Source organism: Streptomyces sp. NPDC051136, assembly GCF_044455745.1.
Classification (GTDB): domain Bacteria; phylum Actinomycetota; class Actinomycetes; order Streptomycetales; family Streptomycetaceae; genus Streptomyces.
The window spans coordinates 182,787-203,951 of sequence record NZ_JBITFE010000009.1; the positions used below are offsets into that span (position 1 = coordinate 182,787).

Annotated in this window: 17 protein-coding genes and 1 riboswitch; of the genes, 6 read left to right on the forward strand and 11 right to left on the reverse strand. The window is 73.9% G+C overall.

Features of this window, described 5'->3' with window-relative positions; all coding sequences use genetic code 11:
- Window positions 1–58: 58 nt before the first annotated feature.
- The 3 genes from ACIBCJ_RS25785 to fahA all read right to left on the reverse strand — a co-directional run bounded on the left by ACIBCJ_RS25785 (window position 59) and on the right by fahA (window position 3,620).
- The gene (locus ACIBCJ_RS25785) at window positions 59–847 is read right to left on the reverse strand and encodes a GntR family transcriptional regulator (RefSeq protein ID WP_133887608.1); all 789 of its coding nucleotides are present in this window, start codon (window positions 845–847) and stop codon (window positions 59–61) included.
- A gap of 226 nt (window positions 848–1,073) precedes the next feature.
- Window positions 1,074–2,012: a M56 family metallopeptidase gene (locus ACIBCJ_RS25790; RefSeq protein WP_362511953.1), complete on the reverse strand. Its 939-nt coding sequence runs from the start codon at window positions 2,010–2,012 to the stop codon at window positions 1,074–1,076.
- A gap of 372 nt (window positions 2,013–2,384) precedes the next feature.
- Complete coding sequence (gene fahA / locus ACIBCJ_RS25795; protein ID WP_365980396.1) at window positions 2,385–3,620, reverse strand: fumarylacetoacetase; 1,236 nt, start codon at window positions 3,618–3,620, stop codon at window positions 2,385–2,387.
- 299 nt (window positions 3,621–3,919) lie between these two features.
- On the opposite strand from fahA, the gene ACIBCJ_RS25800 reads away from it, so the two are divergent.
- Window positions 3,920–4,729 carry an HAD family hydrolase gene (locus ACIBCJ_RS25800; protein ID WP_362100558.1) on the forward strand — a complete coding sequence of 270 codons (810 nt, stop codon included), beginning with the start codon at window positions 3,920–3,922 and terminating at the stop codon, window positions 4,727–4,729.
- A gap of 78 nt (window positions 4,730–4,807) precedes the next feature.
- Here ACIBCJ_RS25800 and ACIBCJ_RS25805 read toward each other — a convergent pair whose 3' ends face one another.
- Entirely contained in the window at window positions 4,808–5,299 is a 492-nt protein-coding gene (locus tag ACIBCJ_RS25805) for a transglycosylase SLT domain-containing protein (protein ID WP_362507461.1), read from the reverse strand.
- A gap of 4 nt (window positions 5,300–5,303) precedes the next feature.
- Window positions 5,304–5,471, reverse strand: a riboswitch (cyclic di-AMP (ydaO/yuaA leader).
- Window positions 5,472–6,184: 713 nt separating this feature from the next.
- Here ACIBCJ_RS25805 and ACIBCJ_RS25810 point away from each other — a divergent pair.
- The 4 genes from ACIBCJ_RS25810 (at window position 6,185) to ACIBCJ_RS25825 (ending at window position 10,771) form a co-directional block, all read left to right on the forward strand.
- A complete protein-coding gene (locus tag ACIBCJ_RS25810; RefSeq protein WP_133887613.1) occupies window positions 6,185–7,195 on the forward strand; it encodes a polyprenyl synthetase family protein in 1,011 nt (336 codons plus the stop codon).
- A gap of 361 nt (window positions 7,196–7,556) precedes the next feature.
- Window positions 7,557–8,789, forward strand: a complete 1,233-nt coding sequence (locus tag ACIBCJ_RS25815) for a DUF2092 domain-containing protein (protein WP_362100566.1) — start codon at window positions 7,557–7,559, stop codon at window positions 8,787–8,789.
- A gap of 61 nt (window positions 8,790–8,850) precedes the next feature.
- Window positions 8,851–9,834, forward strand: coding sequence for an ABC transporter ATP-binding protein (locus ACIBCJ_RS25820; protein ID WP_362100569.1), 984 nt, complete (start codon window positions 8,851–8,853; stop codon window positions 9,832–9,834).
- Complete coding sequence (locus tag ACIBCJ_RS25825) at window positions 9,821–10,771, forward strand: ABC transporter permease (RefSeq protein WP_362507452.1); 951 nt, start codon at window positions 9,821–9,823, stop codon at window positions 10,769–10,771. The genes ACIBCJ_RS25820 and ACIBCJ_RS25825 overlap by 14 nt, the downstream gene beginning before the upstream one ends.
- Window positions 10,772–10,789: 18 nt before the next feature.
- Here ACIBCJ_RS25825 and ACIBCJ_RS25830 read toward each other — a convergent pair whose 3' ends face one another.
- On the reverse strand, window positions 10,790–12,115 hold the full coding sequence (locus tag ACIBCJ_RS25830) for a hypothetical protein (RefSeq protein ID WP_365980397.1): 1,326 nt from the start codon (window positions 12,113–12,115) through the stop codon (window positions 10,790–10,792).
- Between the two features lie 74 nt (window positions 12,116–12,189).
- Window positions 12,190–14,790 carry a hypothetical protein gene (locus tag ACIBCJ_RS25835; RefSeq protein WP_365980398.1) on the reverse strand — a complete coding sequence of 867 codons (2,601 nt, stop codon included), beginning with the start codon at window positions 14,788–14,790 and terminating at the stop codon, window positions 12,190–12,192.
- A 43-nt stretch (window positions 14,791–14,833) separates the two neighbouring features.
- Here ACIBCJ_RS25835 and ACIBCJ_RS25840 point away from each other — a divergent pair, with 43 nt between their 5' ends.
- Window positions 14,834–15,388 (forward strand): hypothetical protein, encoded by a 555-nt coding sequence (locus tag ACIBCJ_RS25840; protein WP_365980399.1) that lies wholly within the window; start codon window positions 14,834–14,836, stop codon window positions 15,386–15,388.
- Here ACIBCJ_RS25840 and ACIBCJ_RS25845 read toward each other — a convergent pair.
- From ACIBCJ_RS25845 to ACIBCJ_RS25865, 5 genes are read right to left on the reverse strand one after another with little or no spacing between them, the layout of a single operon-like run.
- Window positions 15,369–15,908, reverse strand: a complete 540-nt coding sequence (locus ACIBCJ_RS25845) for an NUDIX domain-containing protein (RefSeq protein WP_362100584.1) — start codon at window positions 15,906–15,908, stop codon at window positions 15,369–15,371. The two genes, ACIBCJ_RS25840 and ACIBCJ_RS25845, sit on opposite strands and share 20 nt — an antisense overlap.
- A gap of 56 nt (window positions 15,909–15,964) precedes the next feature.
- A complete protein-coding gene (locus ACIBCJ_RS25850) occupies window positions 15,965–16,369 on the reverse strand; it encodes a DUF4913 domain-containing protein (protein ID WP_365980502.1) in 405 nt (134 codons plus the stop codon).
- 5 nt (window positions 16,370–16,374) lie between these two features.
- On the reverse strand, window positions 16,375–18,132 hold the full coding sequence (locus ACIBCJ_RS25855; protein ID WP_365980400.1) for a TraM recognition domain-containing protein: 1,758 nt from the start codon (window positions 18,130–18,132) through the stop codon (window positions 16,375–16,377).
- Complete coding sequence (locus ACIBCJ_RS25860; protein WP_362100590.1) at window positions 18,129–19,625, reverse strand: ATP/GTP-binding protein; 1,497 nt, start codon at window positions 19,623–19,625, stop codon at window positions 18,129–18,131. The genes ACIBCJ_RS25855 and ACIBCJ_RS25860 overlap by 4 nt, the downstream gene beginning before the upstream one ends.
- On the reverse strand, window positions 19,622–21,115 hold the full coding sequence (locus ACIBCJ_RS25865; RefSeq protein WP_362507440.1) for an SCO6880 family protein: 1,494 nt from the start codon (window positions 21,113–21,115) through the stop codon (window positions 19,622–19,624). The genes ACIBCJ_RS25860 and ACIBCJ_RS25865 overlap by 4 nt, the downstream gene beginning before the upstream one ends.
- Window positions 21,116–21,165: the final 50 nt, after the last annotated feature.

Below are 21,165 nucleotides of genomic sequence, written 5' to 3' on the forward strand. Positions count from 1 at the left end.
GGCTGTCTCCAGGGAGGTGCGCGAGGGATTTGCGCGAGGGGGTGTCGGCGGGGTCGGGTCAGAGGGACCGGTGCAGCAGACCGCTCATCGCGATGCGGTCGCCGCGGAAGCGGATGAACTCCAGGTCGACGGGGCGGCCGTCGGCGAGGTGGGTGAGCCGTTCCAGCATCAGGACGGCCGTGCCGCGCGGGGCCTCCAGCACGGCGGCGGAGTGCGCGTCGGCGGTGACGGCCTCCAGGGTGATCTCGGCGTGGCCGAGCGGCCGGCCGGTGACGGACTCCAGGAGGCGGAAGACGTCGGTGTTCTCCAGGTCGGCGCCGAGCAGTTCGGTGCCGATGTCGAGGGGCAGGTAGGTGAGGTCCAGGGAGAGGGGGACGCCGTTCAGGCGGCGCAGCCGCTCGATGTAGAGGACGTCGGCGCCGGGCGGGACGCGGAGACGTTCGGCGACCGGGGCGGGGGCCGGGACGGGGACCGTGGTGCGGACCTCGTTGGTGACGCGGCCGTGCTCGTGCAGGGTCTCCGCGAGGCCCATCAGGCGGTCGAGCCCGTGGGCGTACTTGCGGCCCACGACCACGGTGCCGATGCCGGGCTGCCGGGCGACGAGGCCCTCGGCGCGCAGCAGGTCGAGGGCCTGGCGGACGGTGTTGCGGGTGGAGCCGTAGTCGGCGGCGAGGGTGTCCTCGTGGGGGAGGGTGCCGTCGGGGTAGGCGTCGTCGAGGAGCTGTCGGCGCAGCAGGTCGGCCAGTTGACGGGCCCGGTCGGCGCGCAGCCGGCGCCGCGTGCGCTGGGCGGCGACGGTGGTCGCGCCCTGGCCGGCGTGGTCTCGGATGCGGTCGGTGGGCGGCATGGCTGGAACCATACCTATCCGGTCGGATTAACGGTGTTGCCGGAATGTTGCGCCACCCCGGGCTCCGCCGGTCGCGCGGATGAGCTGGGGTTTTCGTGGCGGGCGGGGGACATCTGCCACGGGGTTCTCCGGCTGAGGGCGCGGGGTGCCGCGTGGTGCGGTCGCGGGGCGGGTCGCGCGGCCCGACGCTGCCGGGGCGAGGGCGAGGGCGAGGACGAGGGTGCGGCTAGGCCAAGGCCGTCAGGCCCGGGGCGAAGGTGATCAGGAGGGGGATGAAGGGGACCAGGGCGGCCGTCGCCGTGGTCAGGGCGCGGTGGCGGCGGGGGAGGCGGGGACGGGGTTCCAGGAGACGGTCGACGCGCTCGCCGAGGAGGCGGTGGCTGGAGGCGCAGGACAGGACGCCGCGGTGCTGGTTCAGCTCGATCAGGGCCAGCGCGGTGGTCAGGTGGCCGCAGCGCCGGGAGGCGGTGTCGTCGGCCGAGAGCTCGACCAGGCGGTGGGTCTGGTCGCAGAAGTGGGCGAAGAGCGGAACGCTCGGGAACCCGGTCGCCAGGGCGGTGGACAGGTGCAGCAGCCAGTCGTGCCGGGCCCGGGCGTGGCCGCGCTCGTGGGTGAGGACGGCGTCCAGCTGGTGGTCGGTGAGGCGGTGCAGGGCGCCGGTGGTCACGATCAGCTGGGGCGGGTTGCCGGGCATCCACCAGGCGTCCGGGTACTCGTCCTCCAGCACCAGCAGCGGCCCGCGGGAGGCCGGCAGCCCCGCGGGCAGGTCGGGGGCGCGCTCGCGCAGGTGGGCGCGGGACCGGGCACGCCGGCGGCGGGCCTCGACGAGTTCACGGGCGAGCATCGCGGTCGTCCAGGCGGCACCGCCCGCCAGCAGCAGGGTGAGGACGGCGGCCCAGACCGGGCCGGCGGAGAGGTTGTACGCCGCGGTCACCGCGGGCGGCGCCGGCGCGAAGAGCTGGGCGCGGACGGTGCCGAACACGGCGGCGGCGCCGAGGACGAGGGCCGTCAGACAGCACAGCAGCACCGTGGCGACCAGGCACTGCCACACCCACAGCGCGACCACGGGATCCCGCTCGGGCCACGCGGAACGGGTCAGCGCTCGGGGCACCGGTACCGCGGCGGTCACGGCGACGACGAACAGCAGGAGCAGGCAGACGGTCATGCCACTGGCTCCGGATCCTGGTCGAGGATGGCGGCTCTGGCTGTACAGGGGCTGTGCTGTGCTGTGCTGTGCTCGGTCGGACGGTGCCGGACCGGACCGCGGCGGCCCGGGGCGCACACCGCCCGACGCCAGTATGACGGGACCGGGCGGTGCGAGTCAGCCGTCGGCGGGCCCCGGATCGCTCCGTACTCCCGGCGTACGCCGTCCCGCCACCTGACACCCGGAACCCCGGATCAGAACCTGGGGACCCGAGAGCCCGGGAACCCGAGAGCCCGGGAACCCGAAGGCCCGGGACCCCGAGAGCCCGAAGGCCCGGGACCCCGAGAGCCCGAAGGCCCGGGAACAAGGCACCCGCCCCCGCCGGGCGAACCCTCAGGCCTCCCGGCCGACCACTCGCCCGGTGACCTCGCCCAGTCCCACCCGGACGCCGCCGGGACCGGGAGCCCAGGCCGACAGGGTCACCACGTCGCCGTCCTCCAGGAACGTGCGCTTCCCGTCGGGGAGTTCCAACGGGTCGCGGCCGTTCCAGGTCAGTTCGAGCAGCGACCCGCGCTCCCGCTCGGTGGGCCCGCTCACCGTGCCCGAGCCGTAGAGGTCGCCGGTGCGCAACGAGGCGCCGTTGACCGTCATGTGGGCCAACTGCTGGGCGGCCGTCCAGTACATGGTGGAGAACGGCGGCTCCGAGACGACGTGGCCGTTGACGGCGACCGAGATCCGCAGGTCGTAGCCGCCGGGGCCGTCCTGCTCGTCGTCCGTGTCGTCCAGGTAGGGCAGCAGCTCGTGGGTGCGCTCGGGCGGCGCCACCCGTGCCTCGTCCAGCGCGTCCAGCGGGGTGATCCACGCGGACACCGACGTGGTGAAGGACTTGCCGAGGAACGGGCCGAGCGGGACGTACTCCCAGGCCTGGACATCCCGGGCGGACCAGTCGTTGAGCAGGCAGAGTCCGAAGACGTGCTCGCGGAAGTCACGGAGCGCCACCGGACTGCCCAGCTCGGAGGGCACGCCCACCACGAAGCCGACCTCGGCCTCGATGTCCAGGCGGACGGACGGGCCGAAGACGGGAGCGGCGTCGGCCGGGGCCTTGCGCTGCCCCGACGGGCGTACGACGTCCGTGCCCGAGACGACGACCGTGCCGGAGCGGCCGTGGTAACCGATCGGCAGGTGCTTCCAGTTCGGGGTGAGGGGGTCGGCGGCCTCGGGGCGGAAGATCCGGCCGACGTTGCGGGCGTGGTTCTCGGAGGCGTAGAAGTCCACGTAGTCGGCGACCTCGAAGGGCAGGTGCAGGGTCACCGACGACAGCGGGTGGAAGAGGGGTTCCAGGGTCTCGCGGTGCGAGGGGACCGTCACCCACGCCGTCAGCGCGCGCCGCACGTCCGACCAGGCGGTGCGCCATGCCGCCAGCAGCGGGTTCAGGGTGGGCTGCGCGAGCAGGGACGCGTACGGCGAGCCGAGCGCGTGGGCCGCCGCGCCCGCGTCGAGGACGTGGTCGCCGAGCCGGACGCCCACCGTCCGTTCCGTCCGCCCGTCCGGGCCGGGGACCGAGAACACGCCGTACGGAAGGTTGTGCGGGCCGAAGGGGTCGCCCTCGGGGACATCGAAGGGGGGCATCGGGTGCTGCCTCGCTCTCGTGCTCGCCATGTGCGCCGTGCGCGCCGGGTGTGCCGCGTGACACGTGGTCGGGCCACACGTTACGGGTGCTCCACCGGTCTTGGGCAGTCGTTTCCCCGTCTCCGGGTGGTCGACGGCGCGGCGACGGCGGACAGCGGAACAAAAGGAAGACAACGAGGTTGTGGGCATGATCGGACGTCCGCGTGCATCCGCGTACGGGTTCGAGCGCACTCGCTCCGTCCTCGTACGGAAGCGGTCGCGGGTGAGTCGGAGGGGTGCGGTGTCCGTATTCTCTGATCATGGACCGCACCGCGTACTCACTCGTCGCCACCGACCTGGACGGGACGCTGCTCCGCGGCGACGACACCGTCTCCGAACGGTCGCTGGCCGCGCTGGCGCGCGTCGCCGGGGCGGGTGCGCGGCACCTCGTGGTGACGGGGCGGCCCGCCCCCCGGGTGCGCGCCCTGCTCGACCGCCTCGGCTGCGCCGGACTCGCGGTGTGCGGGCAGGGCGCGCAGGTGTACGACGCCGGCGCGCACCGGATGCTGTGGTCGGTCACCCTGGACCGGGAGCTGGCCGAGACCGCGCTCGGCAAGATCGAGGCCGAGGTGGGCCAGGTGCACGCGGCCGTCGACCAGGACGGCGTCGACGGGCTGACGCTCATCGAGCCGGGCTACCTGATGCCCCACCCGACCCTGCCCGCGGTCCGCGTCGAGCGGCGCGAGGAGCTGTGGTCCACGCCGATCAGCAAGGTGCTGCTGCGCCATCCCGACCTGACCGACGACGAGTTGGCGGCGACGGCCCGCGCGGTGGTCGGCTCCCTGGCGACGGTCACCATGTCGGGGCCCGGCACCGTGGAGCTCCAGCCGTGCGGCATCACCAAGGCGACCGGTCTCGCGCTGGCCGCCGAGCACCTGGGCCTGGAGCGGCGGCGGACGATCGCCTTCGGGGACATGCCCAACGACATCCCCATGTTCCAGTGGGCGGCCCACGGCGTCGCCATGGCCGGCGCCCACCCCGAACTCAAGGCGGTGGCCGACGAGGTCACCACGACGAACGAGGACGACGGCGTGGCCGTCGTCCTCGAGCGGATCTTCGGTACCTCGTGAGGCACTGCCGTGAGGCACTCCCCGTGAGGCGTTGCCGGGGTGGCGCCCCCGCTGGGTGCGCCACCCCGGCGGTGCGGCCTAGTAGGCGCTGAAGACGTTGTCCATCGAGCCGTAGCGGTCGGCCGCGTAGTTGCAGGCGGCGGTGATGTTGGCGACCGGGTCGTACGGGTCCCAGGAGGTGCCGGCCACGTGGTACGCCTGGAAGGTCGGGTCGATCACCTGGAGCAGCCCCTTGGACGGGGTGCCGTTGATGGCGTTGATGTCCCAGTTGTTGATGGCGAGCGGGTTGCCGGAGGACTCCCGCATGATGTTGCGGTGGATGCCCTCGTAGGTCCCGGGGATGCCGTGCTGCGCCATGATGTCCAGCGACTCGCGGATCCAGCCGTCCAGGTTGTCCGGGTACGTCACCGCCGCCGTGGTGGCGGTCGTGGCGGCGGCCGGGGTGGCCGCGGAGGCGGTGGCGGCGCCGACGAGCGGCATCGCGAGCACCGCGGCACCGGTTCCGACCAGGGCGAGCTTGCGAGCGAGGCGGCCGGTGCGGGCGTGACGGTTCTGACCGTTGGCAGACATGCAGTGTCCCTCTCCTTACGCCTGCGAGGTGAGCTGTCGGGTTCGGGCGGGGAGGTGCCCGGCCGTGCCCTGACGGGTACGGCTTCACCCCGAGCCGCTCCGGTGGTGACCGGCGCGGCGACTTACCTGGGTCCCCCGCTCCTGCCTGCGAAGTGTTGGGTGGATGACTGTGCGACGGGCGATGGCAGGATTCGGCGTCCGCCCGACAGGCCGGGAACGTATGCGAGAGCACATGTCCGAAACAAGTGCAGGAATCACCCAACATGCCTGTTGACCTTGGTCTGGGGGGTTTGAGGCTCTTGATCCTTTGCTGTTGCCAACCCTCAACTGGCTTGCGGGACAAAGGGAGGGCACAGGTTGTGGAGAGGTTGCCCGCAGGCGGTCCGGAGTGAGTCAACTCACTGGCCTCAACAAGCACGGCAAAACGGGCATTAAGCCCAACTAGGTCCCAACCGGCCGTGGGTGGGGGCGGCTTCGGGTGTCGAGCGCGGTGGAAGGGGAAGCGGGGTGGTGAGCGCGCGGGCGGGCGCCGCGGGCGCGGGTGCCGGTGCGGGCGCCGGTGTCTGTGCCCGGGCGGGCGTCGAGGGGGTGACGTTCTCGGAGTGCGGGCCGTTGGAGGGGGTGGTGGGATCTTGGACGGCGGCTTCCGGCCCGCTCGCCGTTCCGGGTCCGGTTCGTCCCCTCTGGCGATGTGCGATTTCGATCAGAATCTGCTCGTATCACCTGATCAAAAACATATCGCTCATGATCCGATACCGACCGGCCTGTAACGGTGGGCGCTAGCGGTGATCGAAACGTGACCGGATACGCTGACTTGAGTGGTGGCAGCGACCTATCGACAAACCAGGTAATCGCCAGTAGACACCAGCAGACAGGAGACCCCTCGTGACCGTCGTCGGGCCGTTCGGGCTGAGCGTGCGGGACCAGGCTCTGGAAGCCGATGTCCAGGCCGGATTGGTTGCTGTCGAGGAAGGGTTGCTCGAGGCAACCAAAAGCGAGGTGCCGTTCATCACGGAGGCCGCCCAGCACCTGGTGCGGGCCGGTGGGAAACGGTTCCGGCCGCTGCTGGTGATGCTCTCGGCGCAGTTCGGCGACCCCTACGCCCCCGGGATCGTGCCCTCGGCCGTGGTCGTGGAGCTGACCCACCTCGCCACGCTGTACCACGACGACGTGATGGACGAGGCCGCCGTGCGGCGCGGGGTGTCCAGCGCGAACACCCGCTGGGGCAACTCGGTCGCGGTCCTCACCGGTGACTTCCTCTTCGCCCGCGCCTCGCAGATCCTCGCCGACCTCGGCCCCGAGGCGGTCCGCGTCCAGGCCCTCGCGTTCGAGCGGCTGGTCACCGGCCAGATCCTGGAGACGGCCGGACCGCAGGACGGCCGGGACCCGGTCGATCACTACCTGGACGTGCTGGGAGGCAAGACGGGCTCGCTGGTGGCGGTCTCCTGCCGGTTCGGCGCCATGATGTCCGGCGCCGACGAGACGGTGGTGGACGTGCTGACCCAGTACGGCGAGCGGCTCGGCGTCGCCTTCCAGCTCGCGGACGACGTCCTGGACATCGCCTCCGACTCCGACGAGTCCGGCAAGACCCCCGGCACGGACCTGCGCGAGGGCATCCCCACCCTGCCCGTCCTGCGGTTGCGCGAGCGGGCGGGCCGGCTGGGGCTGGCCGAGGACCTCGCCCTGTGCGAGCTGCTCGACTCCGACCTGAGCGACGACGCGCGGCACGCCGAGGCCCTGCGCCTGCTGCGCGCCCACCCCGCGCTGGAGCAGGCGCGCCGCGACACCGTCCGGTACGCAGAGGAGGCCCGCGCCGCGCTGGCCCCGCTGCGGGAGTGCGACGCGAAGGTGGCGCTGGTGGAGCTGTGCGACGCGGTGGTCCACCGGGCCGGCTGACCCCGTCCGGCCCTGAGCCGGGGGCGAGCCTTGCGACGCGTGCGTCCACCGGCTGATCCCTTCGGACCTCGCGCCGGGCGCCGTCGGCCGCGTGCCGTCCACCGGCGGCGTACCCGGTTCCGTACGGACACCGGCGGCGTACCCGGCCCCCTACGGGCCGGGGGAGCCGCCGCCCGTGTGTGTCATCCCGCAGGAGTAGGCGGAGTTGAGCCCGCGGTCTGACGCTTGTGCTCCGGTGATTTGGTCAGATGGACACCACGGGAAAACACCAATCCTCACCGATTCGGGTGAGAATGGCGGCTCACGGGTGAACGAGTGACATCGCGGGACAGCCGCCGCCGACGACGGAGGTAGGGCACACATGGCACCGATCGATTCCGACGACAGCACGACCGCCGGAGCGGGCGAGGAGCCGCAGGCCGGCCGGCGCAAGGCCGCGCGGTACGTCGTCCCGGTCGCGGTGGTGGGAGTGGCGGCCGTGACGATCGGCCTCGTCCCGGCGCTCGCCGACTCCGGGGACCCCGACCTGCCGAAGGTCACGGCGGAGCAGCTCATCGAGAAGATCGCCGCGTCGGACGTCCAGCAGATGTCCGGCACGGTTCGGATCAACACCGACCTGGGCCTGCCGGACCTCGGCGGTCTGGAGAGCGGCCTGATGTCCGGCATGGCCGCGGGCCGGGGCTCCGGCGGCGACGACGAGGGATCCGCCGCCGACCCGTCGGCGAAGCTCACCGAGCTGGCGTCCGGCAGCCACACGCTGCGCGTCGCCGTCGACGGCCCCGACCGGCAGAAGCTGTCCCTGATGGAGAACGCCGCCGAGTACAGCCTGATCCACGACGGCAAGGACGTCTGGGGCTACGACAGCAAGTCCAACGAGGTCTACCACTCCACCGCCCCGGCCTCCTCCGGCAGCGCCGGGCAGCCGCGCAAGGACGTGCCGGCCACCCCGAAGGACTTCGCCGCCGAGGCGCTCGAGTCGATCGACGACACCACGTCCGTGTCCGTCGGCGGCACCGCGCAGGTGGCCGGCCGGGACGCGTACCGCCTGGTCGTCGAGCCCAAGCAGGACGGCTCCACGGTCGGTGCGATCACCGTCGCCGTGGACGCCGAGACCGGCACGCCGCTGAAGTTCACGCTGACCCCGGCGAGCGGCGGCGCCGCCGTCGTGGACGTCGGTTTCACCAAGGTCGACTTCGCGAAGCCGGACGCGTCCACGTTCGACTTCACGCCGCCCGAGGGGGCGAAGGTCACCGAGGGCGACAAGAGCGCCGAGGCTCCCGGGCACGACCGCAAGGCCGGGGGCGGACCCGCCGAGGGGCTGGACGGCCTCAAGGTCATCGGCGAGGGCTGGAACTCGATCGCCGCCTTCGACACCGGCTCCCGGGGCGGCCTGCCCACGGGCTCCTCGGCCGGCGACCTCGGAGCCCTGGGCGGCTTCCTCGGCTCCTTCGGCGACCAGGTCAAGGGCGACTTCGGCTCGGGCACGGTCTTCAAGACCCGCCTGGTCAACGCCCTGATCACCGACGACGGCAAGGTCTACGCCGGTGCGGTCACCAAGGACGCGCTGGTGAAGGCGGCCGACGCCGCGAAGTAGCCCGTACACGGCCCGCCGCCCGTACGGCGGGAAGGCCGGGACGAGGAGAACGAGGGAGCCGATGGCCGAACCGTCCGCCGTACGAGCGCGGCGCCCGGACCGGGAGAGCGAGGACGACGCCGTCATCGCCACCCGCGGGCTCACCAAGCGCTACCGCGGCGGACAGCTCGCCGTCGACGGTCTGGACCTGACCGTCCCGGCGGGCAGCGTCTTCGGCTTCCTCGGCCCCAACGGCTCCGGCAAGACCACCACCATCCGCATGCTGATGGGGCTGATCGAGCCCACCTCGGGCAGCGCCCGGGTCCTCGGGCAGCCCATGCCGCGCGCGTCCCGCACCGTACTGCCCCGGGTCGGCGCCCTCATCGAGGGCCCGGCCCTGTACGGCTTCCTCACCGGGCGCGACAACCTGATCCGCTACGACGCCGCCGACCCGACCGCCGACCCGCGCACCCGGCGCGAGCGCGTCGCGGCCGCGCTGGACCGGGTGGGCCTCGCGGCCGCGGGCGGCAAGAAGGCGAAGGCCTACTCGCTCGGCATGAAGCAGCGTCTTGGCCTCGCCGCGGCGCTGCTCCAGCCGCGCCGGCTGCTCGTCCTGGACGAGCCGACCAACGGCCTCGACCCCCAGGGCATGCGAGAGATCCGCACCCTCGTGCGCGAGCTGGCCTCCGACGGCACCACCGTCTTCCTCTCCTCCCACCTGCTGGACGAGATCGAGCAGGTGTGCACCCACGCCGCGGTGATGGCCCAGGGGCGGCTGCTCACCCAGGGCGCGGTCGCCGACCTGGCGGCCGGGGCGCGCGGCCGGCTGGCGGTGACCACGCCGGACGCGTCGGACGCCGCCCGGGTGCTGAAGGAGCAGGGCGCCGCCGACGTGGCCGTCGCCGGTGACCGGGTGACGGCGGAGCCACCGGAGCGGGACCTCGCGGAGGTGAACGCGGCGCTGGTCGCGGCCGGGGTCCGGGTCCGGGGTTTCGCTCTGGAACGGGCCTCGCTGGAGGACGCGTTCGTGGCGCTGACGGGGGAGGGGTTCGATGTCGCGGGCTGAGGCGTCGCACACCGGCGCGCGGGGAGAGCCGGTGGAGGAGTCCGCCGACGCGGGGCCGGGCGCGGGGCCGGGACCGCGGGCGGCACGGCGGCCGAGCCCGCTGTGGTCCCTCGGACTGCTGCGCAGCGAACTGCTGACCACCTTCCGGCGCTGGCGCACCCTCGCCCTGCTGGCGGTGCTCGCCGCCGTGCCGGTCCTGGTGGGCATCGCCGTGAGGATCGAGACGAGTGACGGCTCCGCGCCCGGCGGGGGCGGGGGCGGCGAGGGACCGGCGTTCATCTCGCAGGTGAGCAACAACGGGCTGTTCCTGGTCTTCACCGCGCTCGCCGCGACCCTGCCGTTCTTCCTGCCGATGGCCGTCGGCGTCGTCGCGGGCGACGCGATCGCGGGCGAGTCGAGCGCGGGCACGCTCCGCTACCTGCTGGTCGCCCCGGCCGGCCGTTCCCGGCTGCTGCTCACCAAGTACGCGACGGTGCTCGTCTTCTGCCTCGCGGCGACCCTGGTGGTCGCGGTGTCGGCGCTCGCGGCCGGTGCGCTGCTGTTCCCCGTCGGCGACCTGATCACCATCTCCGGCACCCGGATCACCTACGCCGAGGGCCTGGGCCGGGCGCTGCTGATCGCCCTGGCCGTGGCCGCCTCACTCGTCGGCGTCGCGGCCCTCGGCCTGTTCGTCTCCACCTTGACGGGCAGCGGCATCGCGGCGATGGCGACCACGGTCGGGCTGCTGATCACCGTCCAGATCCTCGACCAGATCCCCCAGCTCGACGCCCTGCAGCCGTACTTCTTCCCGCACTACTGGCTGTCCTTCGCCGACCTGATGCGCGAACCGGTCTACTGGGACGACCTGGTGAAGAACCTGGGCCTCCAGGCCCTGTACGCGGCGGTCTTCGGCTCGGCGGCCTGGGCGCGCTTCACCACCCGCGACATCACGGCGTGACGTGACGCCGGTCCGGCCTCAGCGTGCCCGCCGCACCGACAGGCGCAGGGAGCCGTCGTCGCCCCGCCGGACGAACAACGCCCCCTCGTCCAGCGCGGCGGCCGGCACCAGGGTGCCCCCGGGCAGCGCCTCGGGTGTCCCGGTGCCCTTGGGCACCACCACGCCCGCCCCGGAGCTCGTGGTGCCGTACGCGGTGCCGTCGTCGGTGACGGCGGTGACCGTGACGCCCGGACGGCCGTCCTCGGCGGCCAGGCACCGGCCCGTGCCCGCCTCGACGTCGAACAGGACCGCGCCCAGGCCCAGACGGGTGCCCTTCGGCGAGGCCACCGGCTCGCTCGGGGCGTCCGGGCCGTCGTCGTCGCAGGCGGTGCTCGCCAGCAGCCGGCCGCTCGCCAGGTCGTGCGCCGACCAGACGTAGGCGTCCGCGGGGTCGGCCGCCCGCCAGCGGGCGACGAACACGCCGTCGCGGACGCCGGCCAGCGTGCCGTTCTGCTCCCCGCTGACGAACGTCCGGCCCGTCTCGACGCCCTCCGGCGCGATGTCCTCGCCGCTCCAGCCGCCCGGCACCCGGATACCGCCCGACGTGCCGCCGACCACGGGCCCCTCGGGGGTGACGGCCACCACGGCGCTTCCTACGCACATCGCGGAGTCGCAGTCCGGGATCAGCGCGGCGGGATCGTCGTACCGCGTCACCCGGCCGGTGCCCGGGTCCACGACGGCCCGGTGCTCGCCGGCCGACCGCCAGGAGAGCAGCAGCCCTGCCCCGCCGTCCCGGGCCTGGACGGACCCCTCCTGCGTGTTCACGGGAACCTGGACGTCGTGGAGCGGGGCGACGGAGTCGCCGGAGGCGTACAGCGGGTAGAGCCCGATCCGCACGACCTCCTTCTCCTCGGACAGGGCGCCGTCCGTCCGCTCGCCGACCGCCCACAGGGCCAGGTACGTGCGGTCCCCGTGCCGGACGGCGGTCAGCCCGGGGGCGCCGGAGCCGCCGGGGGCGTCCGGGTCCGTCGCCGGCAGCCGCTGGACGGTGCTGGTCCAGCGCACCTCGCCCGTCCCCGCGTCCCGCACCCGGACCGCGTAGCCGTCGCCGGAGGGTTCGACGTGGGCGACCGTGCCGCCGACCGCGACGACCGGCTCGGCGTCCGTGGCCGGGGGCATCCGGCCCGCTTCCTCGTCCCAGCCCCGGCCGCCGTCGAAGGCGGGCGGCACGTCGAGCCGGGGCGTGGCGTGGCCGCCGTCCGGGCCCCGGCCCGTGTCGTCCCGCTGCCCGTCGTCGCCCGAGCCGCACCCGGCGAGCAGTACCGCGGCCAGGGCGGCCGCCAGTGCGGTCCTCGTGGTGCGCATGGTCCGTTCCTCCGTGATGGCTGGTCGTCGGGTTCCCCGGGCGCGGATGTGCCGTGCGGCGCGGCCGCCGGCCGTCACCGGGCGGGTCCGCCGCCCCCGCCCGGCTGCGGCGGCTTGGGCAGCCGGGGCGGTGTGGTCGGACCACCGGTGGCCGGTCCGGCCCCGGGCGCGGTGCCCGGTCCCTGCGGTCTGCGCCCGGACTGGAGGCGGGCCGCGCCCGCGACCGGGTTGGTGCCCGCACCGGCTGCCGGATTGGTGCCCGCTCCGGCGGCCGGGGGAGTGGTGCCCGTCCGCGCCGTCGGTGCGTTGCCGGACTGCTCCGCGCGGTGCTTGGCCAGGTGCGAGCCCTGGAGGGCGGTGGCCATGAAGCCGGCCGCCACGTTGCCGCTCTCCGGCGGCGCCGTCCTGCGGTCGACGACGGCCAGCCTGGCCATGTCCTTCTCGCTGAACACGTTGCCGGGCAGCATCCGGGAGGCGGCCCCCGTCACGTCGACGGTGTGCTGCCGGTCACCCGCCTGGAAGTGCAGCCGGTAACCGAGGTACTGCTCGCTCCTGTCGAAGAGCAGCTCGCCCTTGACCTGGCCGCCGCTCTGCCGGGCCCAGGCGTCGAGGGAGTCCGCGGCCTGGGGCAGCCGGGCCACCCGGCCGAGGCAGGCGACGTAGGCGTCCCCCTCGACGTCGCGGGCCTTGAGCCGGACCCCGCCGTCCGGGGTGCGGACCGTCTCGACGGCGCCCAGCCGCTGATTGGGCACGGTGACCAGGCGCCCGTCGCCACCGAGTTCGGCGTCGTACTGCCGGCGCATCGCCAGGTACTGGGAGTCGTTGTGGAGGACCCAGGGCGCCGCGGTACCCACCATGGTCACCCGGGCGTTCGGGTTGCCCTCCAGGATGATCTCCGTGTTGGCGATGGCGCCGCCGCCGATACCGGCGATCACCCAGTTGTCCGCGACCGTCGGGTCGTAGGCCCCGTCGCCGACCTCGTCCCCGAGCAGGACCCGCCCGGGAGCCTCGGCAGTGGCCTGCTCCCACTTCGCGGTCGCCTCGACGGTCTCCCGGGCCCGGACGGCCGCCGAGTCGTCCCCGGCCGCGCGCAGCGCGTCGCCCACCGCCGGCTCGGCCAGGATGTCCAGGGCGGCGGCGGCCCGGCCCTCGCCCTCCGGCAGCGCGGCCAGCCGGTCCCTGGCCTGGAGCGCCTCGGGCGTGCCGACCGTGCCCAGGTGGTCGGTGAGTGCGCGGGCGGCCTCGTCCATCGTCGGTATCTGCCGGTTCACGCCCGGTACGACCTCCGGGGGAACGCCGGTGGCCACCAGAGGGGTGCCCACCACCTCGACGGTGACCGGCGGCGAGCCGTCCGCCGGGGATATCTCGGCGAGCAGCCGTCCGTCGTCGGCGAGGCTCAGCGAGGCCCGCCCGTCGACCAGCGGGCCGGCGGCGGCCGCGGTGTCCTCCCACAACTGGAGCGCCGCGAGCGAGACCCGGTCCTTCGGGTCCCCGAACCGGTACGGGTCCCAGCCGACCTCCCGCAGGTGCCGCACCTGGTCGGCGGACTGCACGATGCCCTTGATGGGGTCCACGTGCCAGCGGCCCCGCGAGTCGACCAGCAGGACGTCGGGATCGCGGCCCGCGAGCGCGGCCCCGCCGCCGATCATGATCTCCCGCTGCGGGTACCGGCCCTCGGGCAGGCCGGCCGCCTCGGCACGCAGCTGCTCCAGTGTCCTCAGGCCGGTGTCGGTGCGCTGCCGGGCCGCCTCGTCCCGGGCGGCGCCGAGCTGCTCCCGGGGGATCGGGGTGCCGTCGGAGTGCAGGCCCGGCAGCGGCAGGGCGGGGGCGGAGCCGAGCGGCGCGCCGGTCGCCCGGCCCTCCGCGACCCGGGCCCGGTGCTCCCCGAGCACCTGCGCGTCGGCGGGGGCCAACTGGTCGATGGGCCGGCCGAGTTCGCGCAGGGCGCGCCGGGCGTCCGTCGTCAGGTGGGGCCCCACGGTGTCGGTGCGGATGGCGACCGCGTACTGCTCCAGCGTCCGGGCGGCCGTGTCGTCGGGCGGCGCGCCGACCCGCAGGCCGGTGTGGTCGATCAGCTGGGACAGCTCGCCGCGCGCCTCCTGGCGTTGCGGCCCGGTCAGCGTCCCGTCGTTCATGCGCTCCGTGAGGTAGTTCAGCTCGCCGACGCGGCCCAGGTCCTCGTCGGACAGCCGCGGCCGCTCCGGCAGCGCGGCGCCGCGGCGCAGCATGTCGCCGGCGGCGGGCGCCTCGGCGCGCTCGGCACGGTCCCGCACGGAGAGCAGCTCGTTGACCTCGTGGCTGAGCGCACGGCCGATCTGCTCGGGCGCGATGCGGTCGGAGAGCTGGACGACGTGGTTGTCGGAGGCGGTGTTCACGAAGCTGCGCGCCACGGTGCGCTCGGGCAGCGACGCGGACTCCAGCCTGAGGGTGAGGTCCCGGGCGTTGTCGTCGGTCAGCGAGAAGAAGCGGCGCCCGTCCTGCTCCGTGATGCCGTTCACCCGCAGCCGGTCGGCGTACAGCGCCTGGACCACCACGGGCAGCGCTGCCTCGGCCTCGGCGAGCACCCGCTCCTGCGGAAGCCGCGTGCCGCTGTCCGCCCGGAAGCCGGTGCCGAGGACATCCGTGGCCGTGATGACCGTCTCCTCGGGCCGTTCCCTCTCGTCGCCCTGGTTCACTGACGTCTCCCCCCTGCGCCTATGAGCCCCGTAGAATCCTGCCATGTTGATCGCACGTTCGTTGCAAGAGGCGCACCTCTACATCGACCTCCACCCCTGTGAGTGCGGCGCCGAGCAGTTCGCGCGCGAGCACCGGCTGGAGGACCACGACGGCGCTCTGACCGCGGTCTTCGAGGGCACCTGCCCGCAATGCGGGCGCGCCCGCTCCTTCGCGTTCCGCATGGTGGACGAACTCCCGCCCGCACCGCCCGCGTTCGGGGGCCCGGAGCCCTCGCGCATCGTCGATCCGGGCGAGTTCATGTGGGTCAGCGACGAGATCTCCACGGAATCCGGTCTGCGCCTGCTGGGCACGGCGCCGGCCGAGCACCGGGCGGTCCGCCCGTCGACGGCGTACGCGATCGCCGCGCTGGAGGAGGTCGCCAAGTTCCTTCCCCCGGGAGCGGACCGCGTCCCCGCGGACCGCTTCGTCTCGGAGCGCGGACGGGCCCTGTACGCCAAGGACCCCGAGCGGTTCACCCGGGCGGAGATCGACGAGTCCCTCAAGCTGAAGCGCTCCATCCTCGCCGGGATCGACCACTTCAGCCCGCCTCGGGGCTGAGGCCGAGCAGCAGTGCCATCAGGCCGACCAGCGTGGCACTGCTGACGATCTCCCTGCGGGCGATCATCGCGGGGATCCGGGAGAGCGGGACCCACTCCACCCGGTCCGACTCGTTGCGCTCGGTCGGTTCGCCGATCCGCACGGCGTCGTCCGTGCGGAAGACGAAGTGCCGGGCGTCGGTGATGCCGGCCGCCGGCTCCGCGTAGACCAGCTCGCGCACCGTTCCCGGGCGCCATCCGGTCTCCTCCTCCAGCTCGCGCGCGGCCGCCCGCGCGGCCTCCTCGCCGTCCTCGACCAGCCCCATGGGCAGCTCCCACGCCCAGGTGTCCGTGACGAAGCGGTGGCGCCACATCATCAGCACCCGCCGCTCGCCGTCGACGGCCGCCGTCACGGCGACGTCGCGCAGCCTGACCACGTGGTAGTCGGTGCGGGTGCCGTCCGGCTGCTCGACGTCCAGCGCGCGCAGGCCCACCCACGGGGTGTCGTGGATGACGCGTTCGGTGTGGACGGTCCAGCGCATGAGGTCCTCCCCGGTGTGTTTCGCCCGATGTCCGCCGATGTCCGCCGGCGTGTCCGTCAGCCGTCGTACGCCTCGACCGTCGGCGCCGCCTTGGCCCGGTGGCCGCCCGGCCGGCATCCGGCGAACGGACCGTGCGGCGAGCGGAGTTCGGACAGCACGGGGCCGAGGTGGTCCCGGTGCCAGACGGCCGGGCCGGAGGCGCCCGCCGCCGGGTCCGTGTACTCCTGCCAGGCCAGCCACAGGGCGTGCAGCCGGGCGACCGCCTCCAGGTGCTCCCACCAGCGCGGGCACCACGGCTGCGCGGAGGTCACCTCCCGGCCGTAGACGGGAAGCAGCAGGTCGGAGACCCACAGGGCCAGGTTCCGCATCTCCTCGGCGTACTCGGCGCCGTCCAGGTACAGGATGAAGGCCGGTGCCTGCGGCTGCTCCGGCGTGGGGTCGGCTTCGTGGGCGGGGGCCATGGTGGTCACGGGAACGCCTTCTGTGCGGCTCGGGCGGTGATGGCTTTCACTTCGGCCTGGGCGGCGGCCTGGATACGGTCGGCGCCGGGCTCGGCGTACCAGGGGCGCAGCCGGATCAGGGCCGGCCGGACGCCGGTGGCCAGGAGCAGCGCGGTGCCCTTGGGCAGGGCGCGGATGCGGTCGGCCGGCATGATGCGCTCCAGGCGGTAGGAGGTGGAGCGGGACCGGCCGTCCCTGCTGCGGGACACGCTGACCGTCGACACGTCGTGCTCGCCGACCAGCCGGGAGACCTTCTCCACGAAGTCGGCGTCGTCCAGTCCGGCGCCCAGCAGCTTGATGGTGGCGGCGCCCCACAGCGCGTCCATCCCGGCCTCGCCCCAGACCCGTACCCCCTGCCGGTAACTCTGCAGCAGGGTGACGATGTTGATGCCGCGCGAGCCGAGGTGGGAGTAGAGGTCGGGCAGGTCGGAGATGCGGCAGACGTTGGCGGCCTCGTCCAGCACGGCCGTCATCGGCGGATCGAGGCGGCCGCCCAGCCGCTCGGCGGCGATCACGCCCGCCCGCAGCACCGAGTCCGCCGCCGCCGCGATGACGCCCGCCGCCGAGCCGCCGCCGTCCTTGGAGAGCAGGTACAGCGTGTCGCGGGACAGCGCGTGCTGTTCCGGACGGAACTGCGGCACCGCCGCGTCCGGTGTCACCCAGGCGGCGATGGCCGGGTCCAGGAGGCAGGCCACGCACTGGCGGGCCGTCTCGTAGATGCCGTCCCGGGTCTCGACGGCGCCTTGCACGGTGCCCTGCAACTGGTCGGCGAGGGCCGGCATGGCCGCGTCGCGCAGCAGGTCGACGGGGGTGCGGTCGGCCGGGTCGGCCAGCCACGACAGGACCTCGACGACGCCGCGCCCGCCGCGGTTGGCGGCGTGGAAGAGCGCCGTGAGCGTGTTCTGCGCCGCCGAGATCCAGAAGTCGCGCTTGGACGCGTCGTCGTTGACCGCGCCGACGAAGTGCCCCGCCAGACGCCGGGCGCCCTCGATGGTGGCGGCGTCGGCCAGCATGTCCCACCACATGGCGCGGGGGGTGTGCGCGATGCCCTGCGGGTCGAACACCCAGACCTGGCCGATGCGTTCGCGCTCGGCCCGGGTGACGCTGTAGACGTCGGACTTGTTGGAGGTCAGCAGGACGCTGCCCTGGGCGCGCAGCACCCGGGGCACGGCGATGCCGGTGGACTTGCCGGCGCGCGGCGCCATCAGGTCCAGCTCGACGTCCTCGTGACTGGAACGCAGTTCGGGACCGTTCGGCTCCAGGTCGCCCAGCAGGTTGCCGGTCTCGTCCGGTTCGGGCTTGGCGGCCTTGGACAGGGACGGCCGCAGTTCCCTGGCCCGGGCCGCGGCGCCCTTGGGCAGCAGTCCCGCCAGTTCCTTGCGGCCGGCGAGGCCGTCGGGGCGCCGGCCGCGGCCGCGCACCAGGATCACCACGGCGACCACGAGGGCGATGAACACGCCGAAGACCACCGCGATGCCGGCCGTCACCGCACCGCTCGACGCGTCCGGCCACAGGGCCCGCGGACCGTCCTGCACCAGCGTGGACAGGGTGGACAGCGTGAACGGCGGCGGGTTCCAGCCACCGCCGGCCAGGGCCGCGCCGAGCGTGCCGCCCAGCCAGGCGCCGGCGAAGCCGCCGCCCACCAGGACGGCCACGACCGGGATGACCCAGGGCAGCAGATCGTCCGAGGCGCCGTGGCCCTTGCGCGTGGGGCGCGTACTCATCTCGGTCCCTCCCCCTGCTTGGTGAGGTTCAGCTCGTTGCCCGTCCAGCGGGTGTTGGTGTCGTGCAGAGCGCGCTCGGTGTCGGTGATCGACACCTTGATGGGGATTCCGGGGCGTCCGCCGACCTTGATCAGGAAACGGCCCCGGCCCGGCGGCTCCTCGTTGATGCCGGTGCCCGCCCAGCCGGGCGGGGACGACCAGGAGGAGACCAGTTCGATCTCGCGTTCCGACATGCCGACGATCTCGCCCAGCTCCCGCATCTCGGTGCGCGGCAGACCCGCGCACACGACCATGCCGGCCCGTTCCACGAAGCCGCGCGCCTTGGCCCGGTCGGCCTCGCTGCCCAGGGCCTCGGCGTCCTTGAGCGTGTGGGTGATCTTGGCGTCGCCGAGTCCGAGGGAGCGGTTGAGACGGGTCAGGGCGTCGATGCGCTCGACGATGCCGGAGGCGGCGCGCAGCGGCCGCCACAGCTCGTCGAGGACCGTGAAGAACCAGCGCTGCGGGGCGAGTCCGGCGTCCGCGAGCGCGTGCGCGGCGGCCACCGTGCCGAGCCCGTCCGACCAGGCGGCGAGCATCGCCGCCGCGGTGAGCTGGGTGTCGGCCTCGCCGATGCGGGAGATGTCCACGCAGACGGCCGGCGACGCCGGGTCGATCCTCGTCGAGGTCTCGGTGGCGAAGGTGTCGCCGAGCGGACCGTCCAGGATGCCGAGCAGCGAGCGGTGCAGCGGGTCGACGGCTTCCTGGTAGCGGCCGATGTCGCCGCGGTCGAGCGTGACGGCGCGCACCCGGTCGGGGCCCTCGTCGAGGACCCGCAGCAGGTCGGGCAGCAGGGGGGCGCGTCCGCGCTCGGTGCGGTCCACGAGGTGGTGCAGGCAGGCGGAGAGCACCGACTGCTCGTGGTCGTCCATGGGCCGTCCGCGCACGATGGTGATGAGCGCGGCCACCATGTTGAGCACCCGGCCGTGGGCCTCCGCGGCCAGGACCCGCCCGCGTTCGCCGCCGAGCCGCAGCGCCGCCTCGCCCATGGCGCCGGGGTCGAGGACGTTGATGCCGCCGACGCCGCGCCCGATGGAGATCACCTGGCCGCCCAGCGCGCGCACGGTGTCCGCGTAGTCGGGTTTCAGGTCGCCGAGCACAAGCGGGGTGACACCGGTCGCCGTGAGGCCGATGAGCATCCGGTTGACCAGTGTCGACTTGCCCAGTCCCGGCATGCCGAGCATGAACAGCGAGGGGTTGGAGATGTAACGGGCCCGGGTGAACCACGAGATGGGGTCACCGCAGACCGTCGCACCGGTCTGGAGGTGCTGGCCGAGCGGCACGCCGGTCATGGGGGCGCCCGATCCGGCGGCGAACGGCCACAGACCGCAGGCCTGCACGGTGGTCGCCCGCCACATCGCGGGCGGGTCCACATGGCCGACCTGGCCGCCACCCGGGCCCGCCCAGCCGCGCGGTGGCACCGTGGGCACCCGGGGCGTTTGCTGCTGCCTGCTCACAGGGCCTCCCGGATCTGGTACGGAACGAGGGTGTGCTCCCACGGCAGCAGCCCGACGGGCAGCGTGCAGGTGAACGCCGAGGCCTGCATCCGGTCGGCGGGCCGCAGCACGATGCGGGAGGACGCCTGGAGGTTGCGCATGGTGACGGCCGCGTCCTCCAGGTCCTGCTCGGAGTCGACGGTGACCGTCGCCATCAGCGAGAACTCCACGAGCCCCGCGCCGGACGCCTCCTCGGCCGCCGTCTGCTCGGCCGCCCGCACCTCGGAGGTGGCGCGGGCCTGCACCAGTCCGCCGCGCGAGCCGGCCATGAAGTGGGCGGAGCGGCGGTCGGCCTCGACGATGCGGGCGGACGTCGCGGGGTCGATCGGCCGGTAGATCAGCGAGATCCGCTTGCGGCGGGTGCCCGACGCGGGTTCCAGGAGGCCGCGCAGCACGCTGGAGCGGACGGTGCCGCGCGGTGCGAGGGTCAGCATCCAGGTGCGGGAGACGCCGGAGTCGTGCTTGTAGGCGTTCACGGTCTCGACGGCGGCCGCGGGTCCTGCGTCGTCCCACTCGATGCCGGTCGAGGAGTGCTCGGCGCGGGTGCTGAGCACGTCGGGGGCGACCGCGGGGTCGTAGGCGACGCGCACGATCTCGGCGAGCCGTTCCGCCGAGAGCGGGTACGCGGAGCCGCCGCCGGCGGCGATCAGGCCGGACAGCAGGCCCGGCAGCCGCATGGACAGGTCGGTGATGACGTCGTCGGTGCCGCGCTTGGGCCCGGCGGTCGGGCCGTAGGTGAGGGCGACGTAGGTGTGCATCTCCGACGAGGCGGCCGGGTAGCGCTCGACGACCTCCTCCATGACGGCCCGGGCCGCGGCCGGGGCGTCGGGCGTGATGCGGGGCAGGACCTCGGCCGCGAGCCGGGTGCCGGTGTCCGGGGCGGTCTCGACCACGACCTGGGCACCGCGCAGACCGGGCTCGTGGGAGAGCCGGGCCAGCCAGTCGCCCCAGGACGCCACCCAGATGTCGACCTGCTCCGGGTCGACGAGCGAACCGCCGTCCGGGTCGCAGCCGATGACGAGGGTGTAGAGGTTGCGGCCCGGGTGGTGGAGCACGCCGAAGGGACGGTCGTAGGCGTCCCGGCCCTCGTGCATCTTGGTGCGGGCGAGGAGGCCGGGGGGCTGGAAGCGGCCGCCGGGGCGTCGCGAGAGCGGGCCGGAGACGTACGTGGTCGAGCCGTTGGCCTTGCGCTTCATCCAGCCGATCCGGACGGCGAGGACCTGGTAGACGTTGCGGCCGTCGGCGGTGCGCAGCGCCAGCGGGGCCAGGAAGGCACCCACCGGGACGAGCACGGCGATGGCGAGCATCAGGGAGACCAGCGAGGCCAGCAGCGCGACCAGGAGCCCGCCGAAGGCGACGACGGTGCCGAGCAGGCCCAGCGGGCCAAGACCGGGCCGGCGCGGGCGCCGCCAGTTCCCGTAGGTGGGACGCGTCATGGCGTCGGTGGACATGGGCTTCCTTCTTCCGGCTTCTGCTTGGTACGACGACGGCGGGGTCGGGC